The 25,305-nt window shown below is 49.4% G+C and carries 19 protein-coding genes; 15 read left to right on the forward strand and 4 right to left on the reverse strand.

Annotated features, from left to right (window positions below):
- Nucleotides 1-745 (forward strand): group II intron maturase-specific domain-containing protein (locus tag AC58QD_RS19485; protein ID WP_497336321.1); only part of this gene is annotated, 745 nt, incomplete at its 5' end.
- A gap of 88 nt (nt 746-833) precedes the next feature.
- Here the strand turns inward: AC58QD_RS19485 and AC58QD_RS19490 are convergent.
- Complete coding sequence (locus AC58QD_RS19490; protein ID WP_497336323.1) at nt 834-2,507, reverse strand: PhoX family protein; 1,674 nt, start codon at nt 2,505-2,507, stop codon at nt 834-836.
- A 319-nt stretch (nt 2,508-2,826) separates the two neighbouring features.
- Between AC58QD_RS19490 and AC58QD_RS19495 the strand changes: the two genes are divergently transcribed.
- The 7 genes from AC58QD_RS19495 (at nt 2,827) to AC58QD_RS19525 (ending at nt 12,044) form a co-directional block, all read left to right on the forward strand.
- Complete coding sequence (locus AC58QD_RS19495) at nt 2,827-3,159, forward strand: GNAT family N-acetyltransferase (RefSeq protein ID WP_497336325.1); 333 nt, start codon at nt 2,827-2,829, stop codon at nt 3,157-3,159.
- A gap of 60 nt (nt 3,160-3,219) precedes the next feature.
- Nucleotides 3,220-3,741: a phage tail protein gene (locus AC58QD_RS19500; RefSeq protein ID WP_497336732.1), complete on the forward strand. Its 522-nt coding sequence runs from the start codon at nt 3,220-3,222 to the stop codon at nt 3,739-3,741.
- 25 nt (nt 3,742-3,766) lie between these two features.
- The gene (locus AC58QD_RS19505; protein WP_497336734.1) at nt 3,767-4,270 is read left to right on the forward strand and encodes a phage tail protein; all 504 of its coding nucleotides are present in this window, start codon (nt 3,767-3,769) and stop codon (nt 4,268-4,270) included.
- 15 nt (nt 4,271-4,285) lie between these two features.
- Nucleotides 4,286-4,810, forward strand: a complete 525-nt coding sequence (locus tag AC58QD_RS19510) for a phage tail protein (RefSeq protein WP_497336327.1) — start codon at nt 4,286-4,288, stop codon at nt 4,808-4,810.
- A gap of 39 nt (nt 4,811-4,849) precedes the next feature.
- Complete coding sequence (locus AC58QD_RS19515) at nt 4,850-10,732, forward strand: Ig-like domain repeat protein (RefSeq protein WP_497336329.1); 5,883 nt, start codon at nt 4,850-4,852, stop codon at nt 10,730-10,732.
- Between the two features lie 432 nt (nt 10,733-11,164).
- The gene (locus AC58QD_RS19520) at nt 11,165-11,518 is read left to right on the forward strand and encodes a P-II family nitrogen regulator (RefSeq protein WP_497336331.1); all 354 of its coding nucleotides are present in this window, start codon (nt 11,165-11,167) and stop codon (nt 11,516-11,518) included.
- 103 nt (nt 11,519-11,621) lie between these two features.
- Nucleotides 11,622-12,044: a YhfM domain-containing protein gene (locus AC58QD_RS19525; RefSeq protein WP_497336333.1), complete on the forward strand. Its 423-nt coding sequence runs from the start codon at nt 11,622-11,624 to the stop codon at nt 12,042-12,044.
- Here AC58QD_RS19525 and AC58QD_RS19530 read toward each other — a convergent pair.
- Nucleotides 12,041-12,940, reverse strand: a complete 900-nt coding sequence (locus tag AC58QD_RS19530) for a metallophosphoesterase family protein (protein WP_497336335.1) — start codon at nt 12,938-12,940, stop codon at nt 12,041-12,043. The genes AC58QD_RS19525 and AC58QD_RS19530 overlap by 4 nt on opposite strands.
- 107 nt (nt 12,941-13,047) lie before the next feature.
- On the opposite strand from AC58QD_RS19530, the gene AC58QD_RS19535 reads away from it, so the two are divergent.
- From AC58QD_RS19535 to AC58QD_RS19545, 3 genes are all read left to right on the forward strand, one after another.
- Nucleotides 13,048-13,365, forward strand: a complete 318-nt coding sequence (locus tag AC58QD_RS19535) for a hypothetical protein (protein ID WP_497336337.1) — start codon at nt 13,048-13,050, stop codon at nt 13,363-13,365.
- Between the two features lie 124 nt (nt 13,366-13,489).
- The gene (locus AC58QD_RS19540) at nt 13,490-14,038 is read left to right on the forward strand and encodes an RNA polymerase sigma factor (protein WP_497336339.1); all 549 of its coding nucleotides are present in this window, start codon (nt 13,490-13,492) and stop codon (nt 14,036-14,038) included.
- A complete protein-coding gene (locus tag AC58QD_RS19545; protein WP_497336341.1) occupies nt 14,035-15,039 on the forward strand; it encodes a DUF4871 domain-containing protein in 1,005 nt (334 codons plus the stop codon). Before AC58QD_RS19540 ends, AC58QD_RS19545 begins: the two co-directional genes overlap by 4 nt.
- Before the next feature lie 81 nt (nt 15,040-15,120).
- Here AC58QD_RS19545 and AC58QD_RS19550 read toward each other — a convergent pair whose 3' ends face one another.
- On the reverse strand, nt 15,121-19,797 hold the full coding sequence (locus AC58QD_RS19550; RefSeq protein ID WP_497336343.1) for a hypothetical protein: 4,677 nt from the start codon (nt 19,795-19,797) through the stop codon (nt 15,121-15,123).
- 221 nt (nt 19,798-20,018) lie between these two features.
- Between AC58QD_RS19550 and AC58QD_RS19555 the strand changes: the two genes are divergently transcribed.
- Nucleotides 20,019-21,425 (forward strand): ABC transporter substrate-binding protein, encoded by a 1,407-nt coding sequence (locus AC58QD_RS19555; RefSeq protein ID WP_497336345.1) that lies wholly within the window; start codon nt 20,019-20,021, stop codon nt 21,423-21,425.
- Nucleotides 21,426-22,162: 737 nt separating this feature from the next.
- Here AC58QD_RS19555 and AC58QD_RS19560 read toward each other — a convergent pair.
- Nucleotides 22,163-22,690: a hypothetical protein gene (locus tag AC58QD_RS19560; protein ID WP_497336347.1), complete on the reverse strand. Its 528-nt coding sequence runs from the start codon at nt 22,688-22,690 to the stop codon at nt 22,163-22,165.
- A gap of 135 nt (nt 22,691-22,825) precedes the next feature.
- Here AC58QD_RS19560 and AC58QD_RS19565 point away from each other — a divergent pair, with 135 nt between their 5' ends.
- The 3 genes from AC58QD_RS19565 (at nt 22,826) to AC58QD_RS19575 (ending at nt 25,156) form a co-directional block, all read left to right on the forward strand.
- Nucleotides 22,826-23,509 carry a hypothetical protein gene (locus AC58QD_RS19565; protein ID WP_497336349.1) on the forward strand — a complete coding sequence of 228 codons (684 nt, stop codon included), beginning with the start codon at nt 22,826-22,828 and terminating at the stop codon, nt 23,507-23,509.
- Nucleotides 23,510-23,602: 93 nt separating this feature from the next.
- Nucleotides 23,603-24,784 carry an ABC transporter substrate-binding protein gene (locus AC58QD_RS19570; protein WP_497336351.1) on the forward strand — a complete coding sequence of 394 codons (1,182 nt, stop codon included), beginning with the start codon at nt 23,603-23,605 and terminating at the stop codon, nt 24,782-24,784.
- Between the two features lie 6 nt (nt 24,785-24,790).
- Nucleotides 24,791-25,156: a hypothetical protein gene (locus AC58QD_RS19575; RefSeq protein ID WP_497336353.1), complete on the forward strand. Its 366-nt coding sequence runs from the start codon at nt 24,791-24,793 to the stop codon at nt 25,154-25,156.
- The last annotated feature ends 149 nt before the right edge of the window (nt 25,157-25,305 follow it).

Here is a 25,305-nt window from a genome sequence, read left to right on the forward strand (position 1 = left end):
AGGCGTGATGGAGAACGGGTTAGTTAAACCAACACTTGAAGGAGCCCCGCAAGGGGGGCCATTGAGTCCGTTGCTATCCAATATCGTACTGGACGAATTGGACAAAGAATTAGAGAAACGTGGACACCACTTCGTCCGCTATGCGGACGACTGTAATATTTACGTGAGAACGAAGAGGGCAGGCGAACGAGTCAAGGCATCCGTTACCCAATTCATCGAGACGAAACTGAAACTGAAGGTAAACCAAACCAAAAGTGCGGTAGACCGTCCATGGAAACGAAAGTTTCTGGGATTTAGTTTTAGTGTGAACAAAGAGCCGAAAGTGAGAATTGCCAAGCAAACCTTAAAGAAAGCGGTGGCTAAGATTCGAACGATTACCTCTAGAGGAAAGTCGATGAAGATGGAAGAGCGAATCAAGGAACTCAACCAATACCTAGTTGGATGGTGTGGATATTTCTCGCTCGCGGACACGCCAAGTGTCTTTCAGGAATTGGATGAATGGATTCGAAGAAGGCTACGAATGTGCCTTTGGAAACAATGGAAGAAACCAAGAACCAAAGTAAAAAGGCTACTATCCTTAGGAGTTCCTAAAGACAAAGCCTTTGAATGGGGCAATACCCGCAAAGGATATTGGCGAATTGCTTGCAGTCCAATTCTTCATCGCGCCCTAGACAACCAATATTGGAAATCGAACGGACTGAAGAGTTTAATGGACAGATATAACTCATTACGGAATATTTCATGAACCGCCGTATACCGAACGGTACGTACGGTGGTGTGAGAGGTCGGGAGTTAATCACTCCTTCCTACTCGATTTGCTGCGAGCATTGTAATTATCGCGAGCGAGTTACTGCCGCCAAGGCAGGCCGCGGCATTGTATCGCCGGAACGGTGCGGCCACAGGCTTGTAGGCTTAGCCGGATCCGTGCTGCGATCACCGGGATGCTGCACGGCAATGAACAGCGTCTGCTCGTTCGGCGTGAAGGCGGGTGCGGCAAGTGCGGCTTCTACAGGTGCGGCGGCGAATTGGGTGACCGCGTCTGGACCGTCCTGCAAGGGAAGAACGTACAACCCGTTATTCTCGAACGTGCGGTAAGCCCCTTGGTGCAGCTTGGAGCTGTGGATTGCACTGGCGACCCACAATTGTCCGCTCCGATCGAAGGCGATGCCTGCTGGGGAGCTGAATCCGGATTGGCGGCCACCCGAGGCGATCTGTTCGAATTCGAATTCCACGGCGTCTGCATCACCATCGTTCTCTATCAGACGAATAATTTGCCCGTGCATGTTACCGTGGCGGTCGTTGCCTGTTAACGACACGAACAAGCTACGGTCCGCAGGATGAAGCACGAGACCGCCCTGACGGTCAAGCGGTGTCGCACCCAGGACGAGAGCCGCTTCGTGCGCATGCGCCAGCACATCGGTCTGCTCCTGGAACATGGCCCGAAGCTGGTCCACCCCGTAGGAAATGGTATTCGGAATTTGCAGGTCCGATCGATTCAATTCTCTCTTTACATTCTCAACCGTCAGCTCAATCCATTGGCCCATTGCCAAATCTGCGGCATAGAGCACCCCTGAAGTCAACAGATCCGAGTTGTTCAAGCCCCGGGTCGCGTCGAATGTCCCGCTGCTTACAAACTTGTACAGGCAGCCGTCACCGGAGGAATCCCCCATATAAACGACGACGCGGCTGTCGCTGCTCAGACCCATAACAGCGCCGGAATGGTGGAAACGTCCCAATGCGGTGTGCTTGCACGGCTTGAATTGCGCGTCTGCAGGCGCAACCTCCGCTACCCAGCCGTAATGGCTCGGGTCGAGTCCCGCCACGCGGCATGTACGCTCGAATTCTCCCTCGCATGTAAGCACCGTGCCCCACAGTGTTGCGCCACCTGTCTCATTGGCGAAGGTGCCTTGAACGAGCACCGCCCCGTTAACTGCTTTCGCGCCGCGGACAGGACCCGTTAATCGAAAGGGTTCCAGTCCGGTTATGCGTCTTGCCACAGACGAGGAAGCAGCCATTCGCCATGTCCCCTCAGAATCCCGATACACCTCTAGCACGGATCCGCCTTGATTGTATAGGCAAGCCGTTATCTGTTTCGGAGTGTAGCTCACCTCGTTCAGCCGATCATGCCCCCACAAGGGGTGAGAGGCCGAATGATTGACATATAGCAGTCCTTTTACACTGGAACCCTGGTCCGGGAAGTATACAGCAGAACTGCAATCGTAACCAAAAAGTTCCCCTTTGGTATTGATCGGATCGCCGTAAGCCGCAATAATCTCATAGTTGGAATCCTGTGGAAGGTTGAGCTCATCACTGGAAGACGGCTTCACGCGAACTCCGCTTCCGGTAACAGGAGGCGATACCGCTCCGAATAATAGCTCTTCAGCATATGCAGTGCCAGTTCCGCCAACGAGAGCCGAAAGGCCTGACGTTGCGGATGCCAGTACGGCTGCGCTCGAGCCGAGATAGACCAAAAATTTGCGTCTGGTTAGTTTTTCAATGGGGACCATGGCTTCCTCCAGATTCATATTGGATGACTGATCGGTATGAATAACTTTTGTCATATAAAAATTGTAAAAAATGGGTACACGTATGTAGAGTTTGGGTAAATAGGCATATAGTATCTCTCTCGAATTATTTGTAACATAGTTACTATTAATGAGAAAGGGCACAAAGGACCTTTTTTGACTTTAGGAGGGAGCTAGGCTGGATATTCGTGCATCTAAAAAAGAAGATGAACCCTTTCTGTATGCGCTTTATGCGGAAACTCGACAGGATGAACTGATTGCCTGGGGCTTGCGTCCTGACGAATCAGAGCCCTTCCTGCGCATGCAGTTCAACCTTCAAAAGCAGTCATACGCTATGCAGTATCGCGGAGCCGACCCTTTCATTGTGATGGAGGAAGGGACACCCATAGGTCAAATCAGAGTTTACCGCAGTGAAATGGAAATTATAGTGGTGGATATTTCTTTTATACAAGGTTGCCGCAATGAAGGGCGTGGAACTGGTCTGATTCGCGGCCTTCAAGAGGAGTCGCGGATTGGAGGACGAACTTTACGACTCAGCGTGCTGGAAGGGAATAAGGCACGAAGGTTATATGAGAGATTGGGCTTTGCCATCAGAGAAAGGCAGAGCCCTTACTTGTTGATGGAGTGGCGTTGATAAGGGGTGATGTTGAGTAAGACGCATGTTCTTCGAGTACGTTCATAAAAGAGGAGGGGCATTATGGAACCGTATATTGGTGAAATACGATTATTCGCAGGCAATTTTGCACCCATAGGCTGGGCATTCTGCAACGGTCAGGTGGTCAACATTACCGACTACGAAGTGCTTTTCGTACTGCTTGGAACAACGTACGGAGGGGACGGGGTGACGACCTTCGCACTGCCGGATCTGATGGGAAGGCTGCCTGTACATCAGGGACAAAATCCTGCAACGGGAACTACCTTCACGCTTGGGCAAAAAGGCGGTTCTGAGGAGGTTACCCTTACGGCCAGCCAAATGCCGGCGCATTCTCACACTGTGCTCGCTTCTTCCCTGGATGGCAAAGTATCCAGTCCGCAAAACGCCTACTGGGCTTCTACCGCAATCAATCCTTATGCTGCAGCTTCCACACCGAACAGGGGGATGAGACCGAACGCAGTTTCCGTTGCTGGAGGGAGCATGCCTCACAATAATACAATGCCTTATCTTGCAGTCAGCTTTATTATAGCGCTGGAAGGCATTTTTCCGAGTCAATCATAATCCTGTAAATCAGGGAAGGAGACGTATCGTGGAACCATTTTTAGGAGAAATCCGATTGTATTCAATTGGCTACGCACCACGAGGTTGGGCGCTCTGTAACGGACAATTGCTGGCGATCAACGTAAATCAGGCGTTGTTCTCTATTCTGGGGAACATGTACGGGGGCGATGGTATGACGACCTTCGCGCTGCCAGATCTGCGGGGACGAGTACCTGTACACCCTGGATCCGGAATATCGCTAGCAGGGAAAGCAGGCGAGGAGGCGCATACACTTAGCGTTTCGGAAATCCCGTCTCACACCCATCAGGCTCTCGCCAGCACCAGCATCGCAACGACCGCATCGCCTGACGGCAACGTATGGGCAGGCTTGTCTGTTGGAGGTTATATCAGCGACTCGTCTCCTAACGTATCCATGAACCCTGGGGCACTTGCACCTGCTGGAGGCAGCACTCCCCATACTAACTTGCAGCCTTACACTGTCTTTTCCTTTTGTATTGCCATCTCGGGCATATTTCCGTCAAGAGAGTAGGAGGAATGAAAGATTATGTCTGAAGCATATTTAGGTGAAATTCGATTGTTTGCGGGGAATTTTGCCCCAAGATACTGGGCTTTGTGTAATGGTCAAATTATGTCGATCTCTCAGAATTCTGCTTTGTTTTCCATTCTGGGGACTACATATGGTGGCGACGGGATGACGACCTTCGCGCTGCCGAACTTGAGCGGAAAAGCTCCGATGCACTGGGGGGGCGGACAGGGGCTTACGCCTAGAGTTTTAGGCGAGATGGACGGGGAAGCTGCTGTCACCTTGCTGCAATCTGAGCTCCCTGCGCACACGCATGTGCCGATGGGACAGTCGGACTCCAACAGTCCAAGTCCTGAAGGGAGCGTATGGGCCAAAACGATCGGAAGGCGGGGCACTCCCGCATACGTCAATGCAGACCCGAATGCTCAGATGGGGATTCAGGCGATCCAAGTGCAAGGCGGCAACGCCGCTCATAACAATAGACAGCCTTACATAGCGATCAACTTCATTATTTGTTTGTCGGGCATTTTCCCTTCAAGACCTTAAATATAAAGCAGAGCTTATCGGAGAGGAGTGAGAAACATAATGCAACAACCTATCACGAATGTAATACCAGTAGAGGGGGGAAAGGCGAAGACTTCCGCTTCCGTTCGGTGGCTGCTGCTGTTCATGTTCAGCCTGGTGGGGTCCATTCTGTTTTTGATCATGCCGACCGGGCAAGCACAAGCAGCGGTTTTTAGTGTGATCGATACTATGGATACGGTTGATGCGGCTCCGGGCAACGGTACATGTGCCGATAGCAGGGGGAAATGTACGCTGCGGGCTGCGGTGATGGAGGCGAACAGCTTGCCGGGAGCAGATACGATCGAGATCATGCCCGGAACTTACATGCTGACTCTGGCAGGAGTAAACGAGAACGGATCCGCAACCGGAGATCTGGATATTCTGGATCATGTTACACTTACTGGAAGCGGCGGCAATGCTGAAGGGACAGCGGACTTAACCATCATTCAAAGCGGTACAGGACCCGGGCTCGGGATAGATCGGGTGATTGATATTAACCCTAATCTGGATCTGAATCTTAACGTTACGATTCAATCCGTCTGGATTCGTTATGGAAAGCTGTCTGCCGACGAATTTGGAGCAGGTATTACTGCAGATACGGGTGAAGGAGCCGGTGCGATCCATATTTACAATGCAGTCCTCAGCGACAACAGCAACACGAACGCCTCTGGACTAGGTGCAGGTGTATTTGTATCCGGCGTATCCGGGACAGTGAAGATCGAGAAGAGCAAGATCAATTCCAACACGGCTCAATATCGCGGCGGAGGCTTGTATTTCGAGGGGACGGCTTCCTTGGAAATGTTGTCTACTGAGGTGGATGGGAATAGGACCATTAACAGCGGCGGAGGCGGTCTTTTTCTAGATGGAACGGGTTCCCGGATCATTAGGGGCAGCACCATATCCAATAATATTGTGTCCAACACTTCTTCATCGATTGACGGAAGCGGTGGAGGTGTTTTCTCGAACTCCCAGTTAACGCTGGAGAACTCTACAATTAGCGGCAATAAGGCTGGAGTCAATGGCGGCGGGCTAATACTGGCCTCCAATGGGTCGAATACGCTGAGAAGTATAACCGTTACACAAAATACGTCTGATTCGGATCAAGATACGGTTGGCGGCGGTGGCGGGATTCATGTGAGCGGCACTTCTATTCCTACATTGTTCAACAGTATTGTGGCTGGAAACATGAAGGGGAACAGCAGTGCGGCGAATGATATTTCGGGGAGTGTGAATGCGGCTGATAGTAAAAACAATTTGATCGGAAGCGGCGGGGCAGGAGGATTGCTGAACGGAGTGTCAGGCAATAAGATTGGCTTCGCCGATCCGAAGCTGGGACCGCTAGCGAGCAATGGCGGATTAACGAGAACGCATGCACTGCTTCCTGGAAGCCCGGCATTGGATGCGGGGCTTAACTCGGCGGCACCGTCCTCTGGATTCGACCAACGCGGCAGCGGGTATACGCGGCTAGCGGATGCCGCTGATCCGGGCGTCATTGCCGATATTGACATCGGGGCCTTTGAATCGCATCCGATGGTCGAAGACCTGCTGGACACATCGATGAACAGCGGAAGCATGAAGTCGATCCCATTCCAGGTCGGCGATGCCGTATCAGGTATCGCGACTGTAACCGCTTCGTCCGGCAATGCAACACTTGTACCGAATGCGGAGGGCAATTTGTCCTTGTCGGGAACGGGGGCAAGCCAGACATTAACTGTAATTCCCGCAGCAGGCAAGAGCGGGACAGCAACGATCACGGTAACGGTCGTGAGCACATCAGGCTTCTCCGTGACGGACTCATTCGTGCTAACTGTAGTCGCAGTTCCGGATTTGACCATTGCGAAATCTCATGTTGGGGACTTCAGGCAGGGACAGCCTGGGGTATATACAATCACGGTGGGGAATAACGGCAATGCGCCGACAACCGGGATTGTAACTGTAACGGATGTGTTGCCCGCCAAGCTGACCGCCACGGCGATTAGCGGAACGGGGTGGAACTGCGTTCTTCTTACGTTGACCTGTACGCGGTCCGATGTTTTGAATTCGTCGGCGAGTTACCCAGTTATTACTTTAAATGTTAATGCGGCTTCGGACGCTCCGACGAGCGTGACCAATACGGCGAGCGTAACTGGGGGCGGGGATTCGAATGCTGCCAATAATACGGTAACAGATCCGACCGTAGTGAATGGGGCGGACGTAACCACGACGAGTTTGACCTCATCAGGAGCGAGCGTGTATGGGCAGACCTTAACCTTGACGGCTGAGATTGCCGTCGTACCGCCGGGAACGGGGACCCCAACCGGGATGGTGACCTTCAAGGAAGGAGCTGCTGTTCTCGGAACTGGCATGCTGGACTTGGATGGAAAAGCAGTCTTGACGCTTTCATCGTTGTCCGTTGGCACTCATTCCATAACCGCCACCTACGGGGGCGATTCACTCCATGCGCCGAGCACCTCTTCGGTATTCTCACAAACTATCAATAAAGCGTCGGTGAGTGCTGCTCTAACCGCCTCGGGGAGCACGAGCAAGTTCGGTGAGTCCGTAACGTTCACAGCGGCTGTGACCGTTACGGCACCGGGCAGCGGAACGCCGGGCGGCAATGTGACATTCAAGGATGGCGCTAATGTGCTTGGTACGGTTGCTCTGAATGGCAGCGGAACGGCGGTCTATACGACCTCGAATCTGTCTGTTGGCAGCCATAATGTGACTGCAGAATATGGCGGCAGCATCGAGTATGCAACCGGTGTATCCAATGTGTTGGGTCAGACGGTAAACAAAGCAGATACCGCGACAACAGTAACGAGTTCGTCCGTGAACACCGCTTACGGCGGGCCGGTTACATTCACCGCTGCTGTAGCTTCGCTTACACCTGGCAGCGGAACGCCGAGCGGCAGCGTGACGTTCATGGACGGGGCAGTTACGCTTGGAACGGCATTGTTGGACGGAACCGGCACAGCTACACTCACAACTGCCGAGCTTCTGGTTGGAAGCCATGACGTGACGGCCGTGTTCAATGGCAACGGCAGCTATGCCGGTAGTGAGTCCGATACACCGGTAACCGTTACAGTCGGTAAAGCGGGCACCGAGACGACAATTACGGTATCGTCACCAACAATCGTATATGGCCAGACGATAACGATTACCGCTGCCGTGTACGCGGTTGCACCTGGCGGCGGAACGCCGGATGGCACAGTGACGTTCAAGAACGGGGCCGCGATACTCGGTACGGCGGCGTTGAACGGATCTGGTGTTGCAGACTTGACGGTATCAACTTTATCTATCGGAACCTTCAGCTTGACGGCGGAATACAGCGCCAATGCGAAATATGAAGCAAGCGTGTCGACTCTTCCCACTGCTGTAACCGTAACTAAAGGTTTTACCGATACGGTCTTGAACAGTTCGACTTCGGCTATTGTGTACGGGGAGTCGATTACCTTCACTGCAACCGTCACGGCAGCGGCACCGAGCATTGGAACGCCGGATGGCACGGTGACGTTCAAAGATGGCGCAGCGTTGCTAGGGACCGTTCCGTTGAACGGGCTCGGCTCGGCCGCCTTGACGACGTCGGCATTGACGGTCGATCTTCATAATGTGACAGCCGAATATAGTGGCAGCCCCTACTATATGGCGAGTGCCCCTGCAACGCCATATTCGGTTGTTGTGGGGAAGGCGTCAACCTCAGGCACGGTATCCAGCACAGTATCAATGGCCGTATATGGCCGTGAGGTGACGGTGACAGCAGTTGTAGTTGCATCCGCGCCGGGTAGCGGCATACCATCCGGCAGCGTCGTGTTTAAGGATAACGGAGTCGAGCTCGGTACGGCAGCCCTGAACGGCACTGGGCAATCCTCATTCTCGACCGCGGCATTGGATTTGGGCATGCATGCCATCACGGCCGAATATCTCGGGGATGCTTCCTATTCCGGAAGCATGTCGCCATCGTTCAACTTGACAATTGCGCAGCATTTGACAGGGGTAATGCTCGGTACTTCGGTGACCGAAACGGTTTATGGACAGCCCATTATGTTGACGGCAACGGTCCATTCAGACGAGGTCCCTACGGGGGCTATTACCTTTAAGAACGGAGCTGATGTGATCGGCACAGCCGCTTTGAACGGCTCCGGGCAGGCGGTACTTGAATGGATATCATCGCTTCCGGGCGATTACAGCCTTACGGCGGTTTACTCTGGAGATGTACAGAACCTTCCAAGCGAATCCACTCCAGTTTCTGTCAAGGTTAAGCCGGCGCAAACGGCGACGACCGTGATAACGGACGCTAGGGTAGCAGCTGGAGCAACATGGACGATTACTGCTTCGGTAAAAATCAATGCTCCTGGCACAGGAATACCGAGTGGATCCGTTAGCTTCAGGAACGAATCCGGCCTGCTCGGGACGGTACCGCTCAGCGCTTCGGGAGACGCCACACTAACCGTGGGGCCGTTCCCGATCGGGACGTATACCCTAACGGCGATTTATTCAGGGGATGCGTACTTTCAGGGAAGTACTTCGAATAAAGTTGTCGAAGTGTACGATCCGAATCCTCCAGAGACTGATAACGGAAATGGTAACGGCAACGGCAACGGGAATGGAAATGGAAATGGTAATGGTAATGGCAACGGCAACGGCAATGGCAACGGCAATGGCAACGGTAACGGGAACGGGAACGGCAATGCTCCCGAGCTGGAGTGGCTCATCCCGATGGCTGATCCATCCTTTACTCTTGTTGTCCTAAAGTCAACCGTTACACTATCCGGAGGGGAGCAGCTGATCCGTATATCTGCCAGTGACCTGGCGGACAGCTTGAAGCAGGCGCAAGGTCCTTTAATCATCGTGATTCAGGTTCCGGCGGGCAGTGACAAGAACAGGATTGAACTTACCGCTGCAATGATGTCGCAGATATATGCTCACAATCCACTCAACCGACTAGGCATCTCCATGGATGAGGTATCGAAAGAGCTATTGCCGACGCTGTTCACGCCTGAGGAGGTCGCTGCAGCTCTAGGCATTTCCGTGACCGAAGCGTCCAAGGCGGGCCTTAACATTGAAATTACGAAACGGAACGATTTAACGATACCGAATGAAATTATGAAGGCTGTCAACATTTCAATTCGCGCGAGCGAAGGCGGAAGAACGGCGGAGCTGAATAAGTGGAACGGCCATTATATAATGCAGGCATTCACGCTTCCGGCTTCCATTGATCCGAAGCATGTCGTTGGCGTTGCGATTGGCAAGGATGGCAAAGTATACCCCATTCCTACTCGGATTGTTGGGGTGGATGGTAAGAGAGTGGCGATCTTACAGACCGATCATAATGGAACTTTTACGTTGGTGACTCATTCTAGCTCTTTCACGGATATTAATGATACATGGGCCAGAGAAGCGATTCAGCAAATGGGTAACAGCATGCTCGTCGATGGATATCCGGACGGAAGCTTCCGTCCATCGGAGAGCGTGACGCGCGCCGAATTTACTGCCATGCTCGCCCGAGCGATGGGGATTGAGGTTTCGGTCTCGGAAACAACCGGCTTCGCGGATGTCGGATCGGATGACTGGTACTCCGGCTACATCGGTCCTATGATCGAGGCAGGAATCATCAACGGCTACGAGGATGGCACCTTCCGAGGCAACAAGCAAATATCCCGGGAAGAGGCAGCAGTTTTGTTAACCAGGGTGGCTGCATACGTCAAGTCGCATGATAAGCGGGACAACAGCGGTCAGCCGCAGAACTTCGAGGACCGCGACCAGATCGGGGATTATGCGCGAGAGGCGATCGAAGCCGCTCAGCAGAGCGGTCTGATCAACGGCTACGAGGACGGAACATTCCGTCCGCAGGGTTCCGCGAATCGTGCGGAAACCGTAACGATGATTATCAATCTGCTTCGATTCCTTCAATTTATCAATTCCTGAGTATAAGCGACAAAAGCCAGAGGAGACATCCCCCGGCTTTTGTTTTTTATAGTAGGGTAAGTTTTAGAGGCCTGGCAATACTCTAGATCTATATCACGGATGTTAGGATAAGTCACTTTACTACTGGCTATTTTGGCAATCTCGGCACTTATCCATCAATTAACCAATCCAGCTATCCTCTATTTCCATGAAACTACACTATTTTCTCTGAAACCGGCTCTTTAACCAGTAGTAGCACTTGCTATCCTCGAGCAAATAATCGATTCAGCACAATTAGTCTATAGCAGAATTGGCTAACCGATCTCTAGGGGAGCCTAGCTCATCCATGTACAATGAATGGTTTGCCAGAAATCGAAATTTTAAATTTGAATTATACCTTATATTTGGTAGACTATTTGTATGATAAATGGGTGAACATAGAGGGGGGTTTTTATGAAGAAGATAGAGGCCATCATTCGTCCAGAGAAATTGCGTGAAGTAATTGAAGCTTTGAGGGAAATTCAAGTGACTGGGTTCACTGTTACGCAGGTGCAGGGGCGAGGTCAACAGAAAAGCGCTACCGGCGCTTATCGAGGTAAAGCATACACCGTTAATTTACATTATAAAGTGAAAATGGAGATCGTCGTCTCTGAGCATAAGGTGCAAGAAACGATTCAGACGATTATTCATACAGCGCAGACAGGTGAAATGGGAGACGGCAAAATATTCGTCATGCCAGTGCTCGAAATGTACAGTGTACGTACCGGACAGCTGAATGAAACGAACGATGAGCCTCATCGTACGTGAGCTGTAATCCAGAAGCCGCGCCCAGCGCGGTTTTCTGCTTTCATTCGGAATGAAGTATTATGTAGTTAAAAAGAAAAGCAGTAGAGAAGGGAGTGTCGTTAAGGTGAGGAGACTTTTACAAGTTGTCGCTAGCATCGTTCTGGTCCTTGGACTGGTTGGATGCGGGAGTGCGGGCAGCGAAGCGGGGAATAAGAAGGCGGGCAAGCTGGAGCAGCAGGTAGCAAGCATTGCTTCCATGACAATCGTAACTTCGGCAACTAACCAATCCGTAACTAAGACGGATTCTGCTTCTGTAGAACGTTTTATCAAGGCGATAAAAGAAACTAAATTCAGTACGGGTCAGTTGGATATTGCAGGTGCGGATTACACGGTCACATTAGAGTTGAAGGACGGAACGAACCGTACCTATTCATGGTGGCTAGGAGAAAAGTACACAGGGTTATTGACGGTTACGGATCAAGTGGGGCACTATAAGCTGCCTGAGGCAACGAAGCAGGATTTGCTGAAATTGTTCAGCACCAATTAGCGTTTGTATTCGGGCAAAAGGCCGCCGATGTATTCGAGGAAGTTGAAGTCTCGGTCTATACCGGATAGCCAATCGTCAGTCACGTACTGCAATTGGTTCGTTGTTGTCTCTAACACGGCCATGCTTCCGGGTTGAACTCGCCTGTGCACGCCATTATCCCTCAGATCAACTAACACGTTAAGCCCCAGGTAGGTTGTAGCCCCGTAGGCTCGTGGACCATTCATGTGGTGATAATGACCAGCGATCAGATATTGCGGGGTGATTGTGGCAATGAGATCTGATATCAGGGTCGAGCCTTGGGTATGGCCAAGAAAATTAGTACCGATTCCATATGGAGCATCGTGGGTGATGAGGATATCGATCTCGCCTGGTTTCAATTGGTTAAGGCTGGCATATGCATCGGGTTCAATCGACCTGCGATCATGCTCCCGCGTTTGGATGCCTCCGAGAAAAGCCATTTTTACATGATTCAGCTCCCAAACCGTACCATCCTTCACATAGTGAAATAAATCAAACGGATCGACGCATACCTTGCTTTCTTGGGCGTCTTGAGCGTGTTGAGTGTGTTGAGTGTGTTGAGCCTCCAACCAATCAAAATCCTCGTGATTCCCCCGTATAAAGTAAATGGGACTTTGCAGCACATTCGCCCGAATGAAGTGAAGACATTCCGCTGTTCGCCCTTCGGCTTGCAGCAACCGCATGAAATCCAACTCTGCCGGATCTTGCCGCACATATTTCTCGTTTCTGACATCATCCGATGGATCGGGGTACGCACCTAGGTCACCCACCTGAATAATGAGATCCAGCTTCTGGCCCGTTCGTACCTGCCACGCCGTTATTAGCGCTAACGTATGGAACACCCTGCCGTGAATATCTCCTATAAATCCAATTCTCAATGAATTACCTCCCGATATTTAATTGGGTGAATCGTAAAAAGTATATATAATCTCCCTCAAAAAAGATACAATAATATCCAACTACAGCGTAAAGGGGAAAATGTTAGATGATGGATCCCAAGGTTAAACAAGCTTTAGACACCACCCTAAGTAACTGGAAGGCCATGTCGATTGCAAGAGACATAGACGAATCTGAAGCGGCTGCGAATAACTTTGAGTCTTCTTTTTATATATTTATCGATGCAGTACGCGGGTGGTTCCAGGGATTAGACCAGCAACCTGAGACATTGGAGGAATTCATGGGGCTCGCGATGGTTGAAGAGATTCTCGAGCTGCTTCCGGTGCCGCTGCATCTGAATTTTGAGACCGAAGCTGAGCTTATTTTTGAGGGCGTGGATCGAATCGATGATGAAAAGTATGATTAGCTTACTATCCAAATAAAAATATAAAGAAAGCCTTTCTGCGGAAAAGGCTTTTTTTTTCGCATGTACTTATTTGCGCATTACTGGAACTTAACCCCGACTATGTTGTCTAATAGGATGAGGGGGTGTGGACTTGAAGCTCAAGTATTTGAAGCATTTGTCACACCACGACGATGCAGGCATGATCATAAACGATCTTATGAAAGAATATGGACACGATATTTGGAGCTATGCTTATGTTATGACCAAGCGAAGAGAGGCTGCGGATGATTTGATGCAGGATGTGTTTCTGAGTGCTTTTCGGCAGATGCATTCGTTTCGCGGGGAATCGAGCATCAAGACATGGCTCCTGACAATGACCCGCAATAAATGCCTGAACTACCTGAAGTCTGCCTTCCTGCGCAAAGTAACCCTAATGGACATAATCCGATCCCCTGAAACGGTTCATTCAGCCGAGCAACAATTGATCGATCGAATTCAGACGCAAGAGATATGGAATATTGTGATGAAGCTTCCTGTCAAATACCGGGAGGTCATTCTATTGGAAGCCCACTATGGTTACACGGAGCAGGAAATGGCGGAATTGCTTAATGTGCCTAACGGTACGATCAAATCACGACTGCATAGAGCACGAGCAAAGGTAGAAAAAGCAATGAAGGAGGCTGACATCCAATGAAGGAGCATCCGATACCAAGCTGGTATAAGCAGCTCGAGCAGACGCCTTGGGGACCTCCCCGACTCTCGATAGAGAGTATGAACAAGCTCGCTGATCGGGCTAACGGCAAAGTAACAAGAGGCAAATGGAGGATCCGCGAGCTTTCATGGATAGGGGTTGGGGCGGCAGTTGTAGTGTTATTCATTATTTTTGGGCTCAGTAATCCTTCACCCGAGCAAACGGCCGATCTTCCACCGACAACCCCTCCTCTTCCAACCAATAATGTGCATATGACTTACCCGAGCGCCTCGTGGAAAGATGGCATCAAAATATTCGAGGCTTTTCCAGGCGGAGACACGGAATCAGGTCGCGCTAATGGCAGCTGGTGGAACATATATATACCGTTCGAGGAGCTGAAGGGCAGCAGGCTGCGTGTGGATGCGGTGCATAAGCAAACCGGAATGAAGTTCAGTGAAATACCGGAAGTGGAGTTAGCTGCTCCTACACTTGCTTACAACGACTTCACCAGGATATCCTCGCGTTTTGATGTCCCTTATGGAGGGGTGTGGGAATATACGTTGTATTTGAATGATAGTAAACTCGGCGAGGTTGCATTTGATATTCCTGAAGGGAGCTGGCAGGCTAGCTCTACATTCCCTTACGATAGCTATACTCTTACAGGAGTCAAAGGAAGGCTTGGCTTCTTGAATGTAGGACTCAGGGCTGGTCTTCCCAAGAACAAATTTATGTGGTATTTCTGGGGGAGGGATGATGCTGAGACACGGTCTCTTTTTGCTAAGAAGCTTTCTATTATCGGAACTCTCAAAGGCAGTCGTACCTCTCTCACAATATTCGAAGGGTCCATTGGAACACCCAATCCTAACGTAAAGCCACCAATACCGGATAATGATAAGAGAGCGATGTCACCGGCTATGATGACACTGCCCACTGCCGGAATCTGGAGATTGGATGCAATCATTGATGATAAATGGTTCGGTAGTATATTTGTTGAGGTGAAGTGAAGCTTACAACACTACAAAGCCCTCGTCATCCTGGACGAGGGCTTAAGCAGTGCGCACAGCTGAGGAACATGAATCTCTCGCTTACTTTGCTTTAAATACGGATCCGTCTTTTAGCACGACTGCTACTTCACTGCCGTCGTTCAAGGATACTGTTCTGGCAATTTTTTGTTTAAAGGAATAGGTGTGGAGCAGTTCCCCGGATGCGGATAGCTCTGCCAGCTTACCGTTATCCATCGTTACGATTATTTTGGAATCCGAAATCCCTTGAACAACGTCCACTCCAAGAACGCGATCACCGACGTCGGCCCTCCACATCAATGTTCCGTCTTCATGAAAGGAGTACACTTGATGTCCTTCCGAACCTGCTACAATTTCTGATTTTCCATCTTGATCATAATCACCGGCCCATATGTCGGTTACTTCACCTCCGACGTTATAGCTCCAAAGTTTGACCAGACTTCCGTTGTATTTGATGACGTGAATGTGATTTTGCTTGGTGCCAAGTGCAATGGTCGGAACGGCTCCAGGTGTATACACCGGAATTTTGGTGACTTTTGTCCAGCCCGGTCCATCGGCACCGATCGCTCTGCCGATTTTCTGTTCGTTCCAGACAACCATCGACGTATATTCCATGCCAAGAATGCCCTCATCCTTACCGTCCGCGTCTGTGTCAAGAAACTCCATATCCTGGATACCGTAATGCTCCGGCATGCCCTCGTATACGAGTTGGCCTTCAAGCGTAAGCCCGTATAAGTACCGGAACTGGGTCGCTACCATAATCCACGGAGGCAGATTCTGTCCGTTTACGTAAGCCAATCGCACATTGGTCAAGCCGATCAGATTGCCTTTCATCTCCCGATGCGCGGCATCGTCCGGGAATCGGTACTTCCACAGTTCGGTGCCCTGTACGTCTATTGCGTGAAGAACGAAGTTCTCCGTCGCAGCAAATACATACACAGAATTTCCGGTTTTCTGAACCGAAATTTCGTTTACCCGGCCATCCCCTTGGAACGACCATAGCTTTTTTCCATCGGTGCTGAAAGCTTCTATCTTGCCATCTGTACCCGCCGTAATCACTTCATCCAGGCCGTCTCCGTTCAAATCCCCGGAGGCTGCGGTCGAGATATCACTATTCGAACGCCCTGCTGGCTTCCAGTTATGATTATAATTAGTTGTAGAATCGGTCTTGGACTTTTGCGGAGCGTTATGGTCATCGGTCTTTAACTCCCGCATCCACTTATCAGCGTCAATTCGGTTTATTGTCACCGTCCCCGACTGCATGACGGAATCATTGAGCGGATTACCTTGCTCGTCGTAATGAGTGATTGCAGAACGCATGCTGTAAGCTTGCCAATTTCCTGAAGCTAAGTCGACTTTGAGAATAACGGGTTCGTTGAAGGAAAGAATGGACGAGCCGAAGCGCGCTTGCGTTACTTCCGCGATCAACCACTCATTTTTCCCGAGCAGATGCATGTTACCGTTGGTGCTGAAGCTTGAACTATTGACGGACCCCCAAATGGCCAACCATTCTTCTCCGCCTTGCCGAACGGAGATTTTGTTGTCGCCTAGTCTATTCCCGGTAACCTTTGTTGCGCTTGAGCCGTCTGGTGAACTGGAGAGCAGGTTTATATACGTGCGGCTTTCACCCGGTTGATACGTTTGCGTATTCATTACTTGCCGCAGTACGGATTCCTGTTCAGCGTATGGATAAGGGTACAAAGTCTCGTTCTTATAGTACTTAATAAAATGGCCGTATCGGTCATAGGCGCTCAATGCAGACTCGTCCAAGCTCTGGATTGTCATCTTGGCACCTTGCTGATCGACTATAAAGTGGTCCTGCGTCAGTGTGGGATCGCCTAGCGTCTGCCAAGTGTTCTCTAGCAAATAGCTGCCAGGCTCCTTAACAGTCACTTTGTCGTAGACCAGGAAGAAATGGCCGAATGGAGCGATAATTTGTCGTTCCCAGTCCGTTCCGTTATAGTTTGGAACTGTACTGCGGCTGACGCCTATACCGCTTGCATCAGCACCCCACTGAAGCTCTGCGAATGGTGGTTTTTTCTTATAGCTGCCATCCTTCACAACGGTAATGCCCGTATGGTGGATGGAGCCTCTTTCGATGTAGTCGCGGTCATCGATGAAGATTCGGCCGTCAGCGCTGTATTTGAGTATCGTATTACCGTCTTCATGACCGTGCGTTCCTGCCGAGAAGCCATCCAACAACAGATAGGCGTCATCTTGATCGAATCCTTCGCGGAAAGCCAGCTTATGGAATGTATCAGACTGTGCCACTTCCAGAGGTGCGTCAGGTGTTTGAGATTGCAACTCATTATAGACAGCTTGTTCCACCGGATATCCCTTCACCTTCGGATAAGCAGCCTCGTCCAACTGAGATGTATTAAGCTGATCGGTCATATAACGATGGAACGGATAATCCAGGTCGCTCATGTTCTGGCCTGTAAAAGGTCCTGTACGCACACGATTCATCAGGAAGTCATAAACCGGATCCGCAAAGTACCACGATGCGGCGTGCATGATATTGGAATGACCCCAAGTGTAGGCGCTGCTTCGGCCGAACGGATACAAGTCGCCGCCGCCCGACATTGTCCCCAAATTATCGATCATGAGGGAGTTCAAGTCAGCGCTTGCTCGAAGTCCTTGTCGCAAAAACCTGTCATTTCCAGATGCTAGAGCATAATCGAGTGATACGACCGGAACATGCATCATATAGTCGGATCCCTCGTCCAGGTTGATGTTAGCCGTATTGTTGGCGAACATCTTCTCCCCCTTCTCTAACCAGGCAGCAGGACCTGCCAATCCAGGGAAATACTTCTGGAAATAGTTCGCGCCGAACCAGATTGATAAAGCCGGGAATACGTCATGATTGTATTTGGCCCCAACGGCCGCATAGTCACGGTTTAAGTAGAAGTCATCATTGTTTGCTTCAAAAATAAGAAAGAGAGCAGATATAATTTGTTTTCGTTCCAGCTCATTGAACATATCATCCGGCTCGAGCACCGCCCAGCTCGCCACCAGATTAGGACCGGCTACCCACATGTTGTTCGGAACATCCAACTGCGCCTCGGCAATGTCGGAATTTCGGTTGAAGAAAGCTGCATAGCCTTTCAGCAGAGCCTTGTAAACGGTTCCATAATACGCATCTCGCGTCATTTGATAAGCTTCGCCGTATCTCGAAATAGTGCTTAGTAATGCGAGTGTTTGCTGATACTTTTCAACATCCGTGCTCATCCCCGCAAGGAGGCTATCCGCAAATGCTGTCGCACCGGACAGATCGGCCGGTTCAGGTTTGCGAGCAAGGGGCAATTTAAGCCAGACGGAATCGTTGACTTGGGTTTCGCCCAACCATGGCAGTTGTGCTGTATTCGCTTCTGTTAACAGCTGCTCCAGCTTGCCAGCCCCAGCTGCCAATCCGTCCGCATCACTTGCTCCCAACAGGAGCGTATTGCCTCCCAGTCCGAACGGATCAATCAATGTCTGAAGTTGGTAGCCTCCGGCACCTGGATAGATTCCGTCTGCGAAAGCTAAGCGTTGGCCATACAACCGCGCCATATGCGCATTGTTACTAAGATTACCAATGAGGAGCGTGTTGCCGCTCCATCCGCTGCCGCTAACGAATGAATCCGACACTTCAACAGGTGCTTGAATTCCCCATTTGGTTCGAATGAGCTGAGCTACATTGCGGCCTACCGTGTTCCAGGGTTCTCCGGAAGGGACAAAGATTTTTAACGCTGTCAAATCGGTTTCTCGTACGAGGGGGCGGGGCTCAAGCGAAATCTTCGGCGGAGTGTCCCCGGGGCCATACACGTAGACTTTGGTTGAGGCCTGCTTCCCGCCCGCACTTGCTTGAATGTTCGTTTCTCCGGAGCTGAAAGCCATCACTTTACCATCCACGACATCGGCAATCGTTGGGTGACTCGACAAGTATGAAGCTTGTGGGGTCAACAAGTCGAGACCTCCGTTTGGATAATGACCCAAAACTTGAATGGAGGCGTTTTCACCAACCTGCAGACTTACTACATTTGGCTGCACGCTCAATGAATCCGGGTTCGCAGTATAGGGAGACTGGGTGTATAAATTCACATCGTCTACGAAAAATGTGGCTTTCTCGTTGCCAAAGGTGGCAAATCGAATTTGATTGACCGTTGTTGTGCCAGCGGTGTTGTAGTTAACTTCATTTGCGGCTTCTATCGATCCGTCTTCTCCATAAATGAAAAATTTGAATTTCTTGTTAACCGGATCCAACTCGACACTAAACCGGTACCACGTGTTCAAACGAAACTTATTTTTCATATAAACGCGCGTGGTGCCGTCATTATACATGAAAACTCCGTCCTTGCTGAAGCCTAACCATGCTGCAGTTCTCGTGGATGTAGTGACGCTTTGAATCTGGGCAACAAGACCAGAGGTTGTAACCGGCTTAGCCCACCACTCGAATCTGCCTGTCGATTGAGTTGGGAACTTGTAGGTCATACCGGTCGTAGCTGTTGTTGACTCATCTAGCACTTTAATAGATTTGGTTCCGCTTTTCGCGGATTCTTCCGAAATACTTACCCCTGCGTCCCCGATCCAGGTCTGTTGACCATTCAACGGGCCAGTTGCGAATGATTCGAAATCTTCTCTCGGCATACTCCCTTGAACTGAATCCGGAACAATGAGTCCTGTAAGAGTTAATACAAACACGAGCACGAGCGTCGCGAAACGTCTGCCCTTGTGCTTTGAAGCAATGATCGTCTTAAGCATACTTAGTAATACCTCCTCTGAGCATGGATGATCTACTATACAATTCGATGGTAACTCAACATCTAATGTAGGTCAATAATATATTTAACGTAAATATACATTAGATATACACTTAAATGACGCCTGAAGCTTGCCGTTTAAGTCGTGTTAACTTGATGTACTTAGATGATTCCTGTATCCTGAGTAATGAGTTGGATTATTATGGACGGTGAGGCAAGAGCATGATAGGTGATAAAATAAGTAGAAAGACGTTCCGTCTCCGGCTGGATGAAATGATCTGTTCCATTCGGGATGATATTATTTCTGGCCGATGCGGATCAGGCGATTTTCTACCTTCCGAGTACGATCTGGGCAAGCAGTTCCAGTTAAGCAATAAGTCTGTTCGTAAAGGGCTTGATGTGCTTGTAAATGAAGGCTTGATCGAGAAAATTCCCAAGGTGGGCAACCAAGTAGTCCGGCCTTCTTTGGATCGGAGCATAATCGTTCGACTGGGCTATCATCGAAGTACAAGCAATGAGATAGCACTGCCTCTCCTGCTTTCTGAGTTTCGCAAGAAGTATCCGCACATCCACATTCAGCCTGTAGAAATTCCCAAGGAAAACATTTATCAGTCAATAAATGAATACATTGATGCTGGCATGTTGGATGTCGTCAGCTTCAACCAATTCACCTTTCGAGAATTGGTTGAAAACGATCGGGTTGAGTTGTTGCAGCCTTGCCAGCCGAATGAAGGGCTGTTTCCGTTTGTATCGAAGGCATTCGGTCACGGCTCTCAGCAGTTTGTGCAGCCGATTGCGTTCTCGCCGGTTTTGCTGTGCTACAATCGTGATCATTTCGCTGAAGCGGGTATATCCGAGCCGGACAGTAGTTGGACATGGCAGGATCTGCTTCAACATGCAGAACAACTTGCTATCGAGAAGGAAAGGTTCGGATTTTACTTTCATCTGTTTTCTACGAACCGTTGGCCGTTGTTTCTGCTGCAAAACGGAAGCGTTTTTTCTAGAAATGCTGAAGGACACTACAAGATTAGCGATACCGGCTTGATCGAAAGCCTTGACGTGTGCGGTGCTATTCTTGATGCTCCCAATGTGTTCCCGACAATGCTGTCTGCGAGCGATGCTGATGCAGAAGAGCTGTTTCTTGCAGGGAAGGTGTCTATGATTTTGACATCCTACTTCGCTCTGAACGATCTTAAGAATGCTTCATTTCCTTATGATGTGGCTCCGGTTCCGCATTTGAACGATTTTAAGACGCTGCTGATTGTTATTGGCTTCGGTATCAGTCGGAAATCGCAAGTGAAGGAAGCAGCGCGCCAGTTGGTTGACTTTCTCCAGTCACCTGCTTCGCAATTAACGATCCGTCAGAAGACGTTAAGCTTGCCGGCGCTTAAGAGCGCTGCGGAGTGGAGTGGGAAAGAGGTCATACAAAGACCGTCTCGATTCAATATGTACAGGGAGATTATTCCTACATATCGCCTATTTACTGATTTGCAGCTCAGCACGGGTCAACTGACTGGAATGTTCCGGGAAGTCAAGCAATACTGGTCAAAATTACATGACAAGCATACCTTGTACCAGCGATTAGAGAACATGTTGAATAATACCGACGATCCGGGGAGGAACCTATAAAAGCCTAAGGAACCGTAGCAACGGTAATCCTTAGGCTATTTAGACATTATAGAAAGTATAAGTCTCGAGTTGGGATCGAAGGTTCTCCCTTTTCAACACTACTTAGGTGGATATTTGGTTATGGAGGGGAAAGGGTGCAGATGCAGATTATCTAGCTATAATACGGGTAAGTAACTGCATAATCTGCAGTTAATTTCTCTCTAACGGTAGCCTATTTGAGTAATAACTGTAAAACCTGCAGGTAATTTTTGGACTTTTATCGAAATGAGCCGACTTTCACAGAATTAACGGTAGGAAATGCAGTTAAGTTGTCATCATGCTTCGATTCCAGGAAATTAACTGCAGCTTTTGCAGTTAAAAGGAGTAATCACGAAGACTCATTTTTTGCTAATCGGAGTGAACACACGAATCTCTATGGAGTAATACCTACGCAGTACCACCAAAGCTTACTAATCGGAGCATACCGCCATACGCAAGCAAAATATTGCTGTTCTTTCCTTCTTCCCTTCTGCTTACCGTGGCCAGTTTGGATGTAGTGGTACGCCACTTACAGATTAGCCATGTTACTATTGGCTATTTGGGCAATTTCATCACTCAGGCACTAAATAGCTAATCGACTATCCTCTATTTCCGCATGGTGAACCGATTTTCCTGAAAAAGCTGACTAACAGCCGACAAGTTATGCATGGGGAATAGAGAGGGAGAGTGGCACAACGAAAGCTAGAGCCAACCCAATCTCACTTGTCCTTCCTCTTAACATAACGCATAATCCCTACTACACATATTCCTACGGAAGAACCAATGAGTATGGGTACGGTCCATTTCGAAGAAGCAGGTTCAACTGGAATGACTGGCGGACTTTTTAAGGGAATCTCCTTGGATTGAAGGAACGCAAGCTCTTTAGAAGCAGTGGAAGCTGTCTTGGATGGGGAGCATAGCGGATTCTCCCAACCAGCGTCCTTCTTTTTAAGAAAAAATAAATACTCCTCCCCGATCTTACTCGGTCCATTTAATGAGCCCCAAGTAATATTCTCCTCCAGTGTCAATTTGTTGATATCAATTTCCTTGAAGCTTCGGACCACCGTAATATCGATCTCGTTATGATCCTTGGTCCGGGTAACACCCTCCACATGACCGATTATGATACCATCGTATTTCTCATAGGCAGTTTCAGTGGAAGGCATCTGAGCACAGGATAGAGCAAAAGAAGTATGCGCGGGAAGGAGGAACATTAGCAGAAGTGACGTCAGCAGCCATTTTTTCATTTCAACACCGTCCTTTACCTCTATAACGTTACATATTGGGATAAAGTTACATGCTGGCTGCCTCATCACTTGGATGTACAAGTGGGGCTCGTTATTGGTATAATCCGTAGAAACTCTTCAAGGAGCATAAAGAACATGACAACAATAGGCTGCTTCCACGCGCATTATTCGAATATTGAACATATAGAGAAAGCACTTGCTGCTTATGAAGTAGAATTGGTGCATTTTGTTGACCCCGGACTCGATCGGATGACAAAGGATGCGGATTTCAATAACGACACAGCGGAACAGAAAGTGATAGAAACCATAGAATGGATCAGCAAATGTCATGTGGATGCGATTTTGATAACATGTACATTTTTTACAGCTGTCTTACAAAAAGAGCTCCTGAATCGTTATTCCATTCCGATCTTCAAATTGGAGGAGCCTCTGTTCCATGACACTTGCGAGATAAAAAAGCCAGTCATCCTGGTGTTCACCAACCCGAATACAGTAGAGGGTACCCTGCAGCAATGGAAACATTATTCCGCTGTAATCGGGAAAGAGATTCAAGTGGAAGCTCAACTGTTGGATCATACCTTTGAGCTTATTATGCAAGGACGGAAACAAGAATACATAGCCGCAGTAACGGAAGGGTTGAGCCGAATTGCTGCAGAGCACCCGGATCACCATATTGTTGCAGCCCAACTATCCATGGTTCCTGCAGCCGAGCAGGTTGAACAGCTGACGGGAAGGCCAATAGGGAATTCGTTAGCAGCCTTGGCAGGACATCTGGAGCGGAATTTATCCCTCAAACATCGTACCTTTGCAGACCTCTGACACGTTATGTCAGACCAACTATTATATGATTGGCGCATACCAACACGAGCCTAGTCTGATTATATACTCGTGATCATAAGGAGAGTGTCGTCCATGATATTAAAGGTGGCAGCCAGTGACGAGAAGAATCACAAGGTGTTAGTAATCGCGAAGAAGTTTTTTGAAGAGAAGCATAGCGGGGTGACGATTGAGATCGAGTTTCTGCCGCGCGAAATTCTGGAGCAGAAGGTGAAGAACGGGGATGCACCAGATTTGATTGAGTGGGATGGAGATAACATAACTCCTTTGCTCGACCACAACATTGTAGTCGATCTGAATTCTTTATTACAGGATGGATCGATTGACCTGAGCGACTACTACTCTCCCGTGATCCAAGCCTATACGGATCAAGGGCGGTTAGCAGCATTGCCTGTGATGGCAGAAGTGCCGGGCGTTTTTTACAACAAGGCTTTATTGCATCAAGCAGGCATTGCTTTCCCCAGAGACAATTGGACGTGGGATGAGTTCGTCAAAAAAGCAAGAAAGCTGAACATCTACGATGCCGAAGGCGAAGTGATTCGCTATGGAGCGTACATGGTGCCCAGACTTCTTCCGCTAGAGCCGCTTATATGGAGCAATGGCGGGGCATTCCTATCCGAAGATGCAAGCCGGGCAAGCGGATACTTGGATTCGCCAGCAACTGTAGAGACCATCCAAAAGTATATTGAAATGTTCCATCCTCTGGAGATATCCCCTGTGCAGGATGTAGGGAGAGAAACCTGGATTTCATGCTTTATACATCACAGAATGGCGATCTACTATGATGCCAACTGGACGATCAAACCGATGGGCGCAGCGCAACGCGAGCAATTCGGCGTCGTCATGCCCCCGCGTATGGGAGAGACTCCTTACCGCAATATGTTCCAGGTATACGGGTACTGTATCTCCGCTCACACTCAAGATGTTAATTTAGCATGGGCGTTTCTGCAGGAGCTCGCATCTCCACATACGGAAGCGGGTCAGGAGTGGGCCAAGTACAACTTGGCCGTCACCCGTACTCTCGCCGCCAGCAGCGGGCAGTTAACGGATCCTTTGTACAGTCCCTTTCTCCAATCGTTAGAGAATGCAAGACTAAGCGCTTTTGATGTATCGGGAATGAGACTCTGGAAATTCTGGAACAATGATATCCTGCAGGATTGGATCACTAGAGGCGGTAGGATCAATATTGAAGAACGATTGAGAAGAATTGCTCAGGATTACGATGAGAGTTATGCCCAAGAGCAGAATGCGCGGTGATCCAAAATGGGGAATTTGCACCGAATTCTATGGTTTGATGAGCAAGTAAGGTATGGGAAATACCCGAATAGCAGTCATTTGTCGGAGCGCTTCGAGATATCGGTCAGACAGGCATGTCGGGACATAGAGTATATTACGAATACCCTTGGTGCGCCTCTCGCCTATAATGCCAAACATCGCGGTTATCACTACGAGGATAAGACCTATGTTTTGCCGGCACTTATGCTGTCTGCTTCCGATATCGAGACCATTCGCGCGTTGATCGTACACTTGGAACAGACCGCAGCCGTGTTCGGTACTAGCAGCTTTTCAGATCGAGCAGTAGAGCTGCTTCGACACATTATGTCTCAGCTATCGTCAGATCATGAATAATAGTGGCATGCAGTGTATTCCAAGAATGCTTTACAGTGAAAGGAGCACCCTCTTATAATGGAGTGGTGCTCCTTTTTCGGTAGATAATTAGGATAATAATTCCGCGGAATTGAAGTACGGGAAACTTAGAATCCGTATAATAAGTATGA

It is taken from the genome of Paenibacillus sp. J2R1T-4, assembly GCF_059692235.1.